We start from the raw sequence: 3621 nt of genomic DNA, 5'->3' as shown, positions 1-3621 counted from the left end.
GGTTTTTAAAAAAAGAAAAAAACGAAATTTTGATGAAAGAAAACATTTAGAAAACGGATACAAAATTAGAAGTTTTACTTTATAAAAAGGGAGCTAAAAAAAACTCCCACAAAAACTTGACTCAATCAAACGCGTACCATGTCAATATGAAAATGATAATGAATTGTTATAATATATTAATATATATGTGACCTTTGTTCGTACATATGATACTTTTAAAAATTATATAATTCATCGCTTTATTTTTATAATAAAAAAAGTGCTACTCATACTTGGAGTAACACTGATTGTTTTATATTATTTTCGGAAAACGGCGATTATTAACTTGTTTTCGTTCTCTCGTTAAATGGGGAATAGCAATTGATTAATGTAAAAAGTGGTTTTTTAAGAAACAAAAACAAATACCCTCTTTTTATTCTTTTGAAAACTTCTATCTGACTTAGTATAATCTATCCATCTCATTTGATTAATTCTTGCCATTATCATTAAATCGATTTCCGCTTGTGCTTCATCCATAATTTCTTTAATGGCAGGCATACTGAGGGAAAAGTATTCAGAAGCCTCCTTAAATGGCGATTTTCCGACCATTAGCTCCATAAATTGTTTCTCATTTATGGCCATTTCCTCTAACTCTACTTCTTTACTCTCTATGTATTGATAAATTTCCCGTTTTTTTTCTGGCAAATTGGCAATCGCGCTTCGATAAAAAAATTGAACTACTTCAGGATTAACGGAATTCATTTCCTGTTCCTCCATTTTTGATGTGTAGATAAAAGTCGTCAAACCAATAAGCTGACGACTTTTCTTTTTATTCATTACCAGCTGGATTTTTTCACTCCTGGAATCTGTCCTTTATGGGCATATTCTCTAAATGTAATACGGGACATTTTGAATGTTCTCAAATACCCTCTAGGTCTACCAGTCACTTCACATCTGTTTTTTAAGCGGGTCGCTGAAGAATCTCTTGGTAGTTTTCTAAGTGCTTCAATATCTCCTTTTTCTTTTAATTCCATTCGAAGTGCTGCATATTTTTCAACCATTGCTTGCCGTTTTTTTCTTTTACAATTTTTGATTTTTTTGCCATTATTGTTTCCTCCAATACGAAATCATTACGATTTATCGACTATAAAAAATTATTTTGTTTCTCGGTGTAAAGTACGCTTTTTTAAACGTGGGCAATACTTCATCAACTCGATACGGTCTGGATTATTTCGTTTGTTTTTTGTGGTAATATAATTTCTATCTCCTGTTTCTGTACATGCTAAAGTAATTTTCACTCTCATTTTTTCTTCCTCCTAATAAATTTTACTCATTCTGCAAAAAAGGCAGGTAGCGGATCAATGAATTTAGTCCAATCCTTTTTCATTTCCATATCAGTCAATAAACACGCATCTAGCTCTTCTTCCATTTGCTGTTGATTCATGCCAATCCCAATAAACACTAACTCTGTCATGCGATCTCCATAAAGAGGATCCCAACGTTTTTGTAAATCTGGATCTTCTTCTAAAACTTCTTTCTGCTCGCTTTCCGAATAAGTCGCTACCCAATTGCCTGCTCCTTGTATCGTTAAGGATGGACCTGCTTGAGAAAGTAGTCCAGCAATTTCATTTCTCGTAGCCAACCAAATAAATCCTTTCGACCTAACCACTTCAACTGGCCAGTTTACCAACCACTGCATCAATCTAACAGGGTGAAAAGGTTTATTGCTACGATACACAAAGGAAGAAATTCCATATTCCTCTGTCTCCGGAATATGCTCTTCATTTAATTCTTTTATCCAGCCTGCACTTTGACTAGCAGCTTCAAAATCGAATAACCGAGTATATAACACTTGATTTAAGGAAATACGGGAATATTCACTTTCAATGATTTTGGCTTCTGGGTTAAACTTTTGGACTACTGCTTTCAGTTCCTGTAGTTTGCTTTCCGAAACTAAATCCGTTTTATTCAACACAATAACATTCGCAAATTCAATTTGATCGATTAACAAATCTGCTATTTCTCTTTCATCCATTGCATCCACTGCTTGCTTGCGGTCTAAAAGACTTTCACCAGAAGAATAATCATGCCAAAAACGATTAGCATCTAATACAGTAACCATCGTATCTAACTGACAGTATCGGGATAAATCGATACCTACACTCTCATCTACATAGGTAAATGTTTGAGCAACAGGAATCGGTTCGCTAATCCCGCTCGATTCAATGACGATATAATCAATATCACCTAATTGCACAAGCTTTTCCACTTCTAGCATCAAATCTTCCCTAAGTGTACAGCAGATGCAACCATTTTGCATTTCCACCAATTTTTCATCTGTTCTTGAAAAACCCTCCTGTTTCAGCAATGAAGCGTCAATATTTACCTCACTCATATCATTGACAATAACAGCAACCTTTAGGTTTTCCCTATTGGATAAAAGATGATTTAGCAAAGTTGTTTTACCAGACCCGAGATATCCGCTTAAAACGGTAACAGGGATTTTCTTGTTGTTCAATACTCTCACTCCCAAAACAAATCGAAATGATTACGATTTAAAAAATCATTTGTTCTTTGTTCTATTTTTAAAACCCTTCGAACTATTTAATAATAAAACGAAATGATTACGATTTGCAAGTGTTTATAAAGAACTTTTTCATAATTATTTTAATTTGGATGGAAATTTATTGTCTTAAGGGAATTAGCCTTAACTAATTCCCCTTCTTTCTTCTACTATTATGTTAATTTCTCTGCTAGCTTTATACTATTAGTCTCTGTATCAAAAATTCTAGTTCGAATATCATTTTTTGAAAGTAATAAATCATTTCCTTTTTGATCGAAACAGTAAGCAATCGGGATGGAAAAACCACAATTTCGATAGGACCCATCAGCATGGCTTGTCCCTATAATGAAAGCTTTTTCCTTCATTGCTTTTTTTCTTGCTTCTCCAGTCCATTCTTCATATTGTTGCTCACTATACATGCCAACACCTATTGGATTCAAAATAAACTTAACATTTTCATTCTCTAAACCTTCTAATCCTTAAAAATTTCTCTGCAAAGTAAATAGCCTGATGATAATGTGTCATCACTAGTCTTGGATGGTCTATATAACATTTCATTCTCTGGCGTTTTAGCTCTATCTAACATCATCCTTCCAGAACGATTGGCGATAAATGCTCTATCCTTATTATTCACATCTTTATAACCTGAGACAATATATGTATGATGTTTTTTCGCTAAATGACATACTTCCTCTAAATAATCAGCAGTGAAATAGCCCTCTGGAAATAGAATTACATCCACTTCAGGAAAACTTTCTAATTCCACTAATAATTGTTGTAAGCTCTTTTCCATTTTTGGCTGGCCAATTAGGATTTTCATTTTTCCCTCCTGATAACTAGGTTTTTCTATTAAATTATTATTTTTTAGAACTCCTATAAAACATATTACCTATATTATTTGATAAAATAAAGAATAATTTGAAAATAATAATTATCGAATTTATTTTTTAAGGGTACTGTCAATATTTTTGTGTAAATGACTTTTCAACTTCTCAAGGTAGATGATCACCTTCGTATTCAAATAGATTTGTTCGAAGTGTTGATTTGGGTGTCTAGGAAAGGGCTAGCCCTTTCCTAGA

Annotated in this window: 5 protein-coding genes and 1 pseudogene; all 6 read right to left on the bottom strand. The window is 33.1% G+C overall.

All coding sequences use genetic code 11. From position 1 onward, the window contains the following. Window positions 1-384: 384 nt before the first annotated feature. Complete coding sequence (locus QQZ16_RS01530; RefSeq protein ID WP_284560995.1) at window positions 385-816, bottom strand: hypothetical protein; 432 nt, start codon at window positions 814-816, stop codon at window positions 385-387. After that, window positions 816-1084 (bottom strand): annotated as a pseudogene (gene rpsN, locus QQZ16_RS01525) (30S ribosomal protein S14). Before rpsN ends, QQZ16_RS01530 begins: the two are co-directional and overlap by 1 nt. Before the next feature lie 49 nt (window positions 1085-1133). Further along, a complete protein-coding gene (gene rpmG / locus QQZ16_RS01520; protein ID WP_016203575.1) occupies window positions 1134-1283 on the bottom strand; it encodes a 50S ribosomal protein L33 in 150 nt (49 codons plus the stop codon). Window positions 1284-1309: 26 nt separating this feature from the next. Next, entirely contained in the window at window positions 1310-2497 is a 1188-nt protein-coding gene (locus QQZ16_RS01515; RefSeq protein WP_235252800.1) for a GTP-binding protein, read from the bottom strand. Between the two features lie 218 nt (window positions 2498-2715). Continuing rightward, window positions 2716-2982 carry a hypothetical protein gene (locus QQZ16_RS01510; RefSeq protein ID WP_251629458.1) on the bottom strand — a complete coding sequence of 89 codons (267 nt, stop codon included), beginning with the start codon at window positions 2980-2982 and terminating at the stop codon, window positions 2716-2718. Between the two features lie 32 nt (window positions 2983-3014). Continuing rightward, window positions 3015-3362, bottom strand: coding sequence for a hypothetical protein (locus tag QQZ16_RS01505; RefSeq protein ID WP_235252801.1), 348 nt, complete (start codon window positions 3360-3362; stop codon window positions 3015-3017). Between the last annotated feature and the right edge of the window lie 259 nt (window positions 3363-3621).

This window comes from Bacillus sp. T2.9-1 (assembly GCF_950097965.1).
GTDB classification, from domain to species: domain Bacteria; phylum Bacillota; class Bacilli; order Bacillales; family Cytobacillaceae; genus Niallia; species Niallia hominis.
This window is presented reverse-complemented; position numbering and strand designations above follow the sequence as displayed.

Coding starts and splice junctions, on each gene's coding strand:
- QQZ16_RS01530 (WP_284560995.1), bottom strand. CDS start 816: ATGAATAAAAAGAAAAGTCGTCAGCTTATTGGTTTGACGACTTTTATC.
- rpmG (WP_016203575.1), bottom strand. CDS start 1,283: ATGAGAGTGAAAATTACTTTAGCATGTACAGAAACAGGAGATAGAAAT.
- QQZ16_RS01505 (WP_235252801.1), bottom strand. CDS start 3,362: ATGAAAATCCTAATTGGCCAGCCAAAAATGGAAAAGAGCTTACAACAA.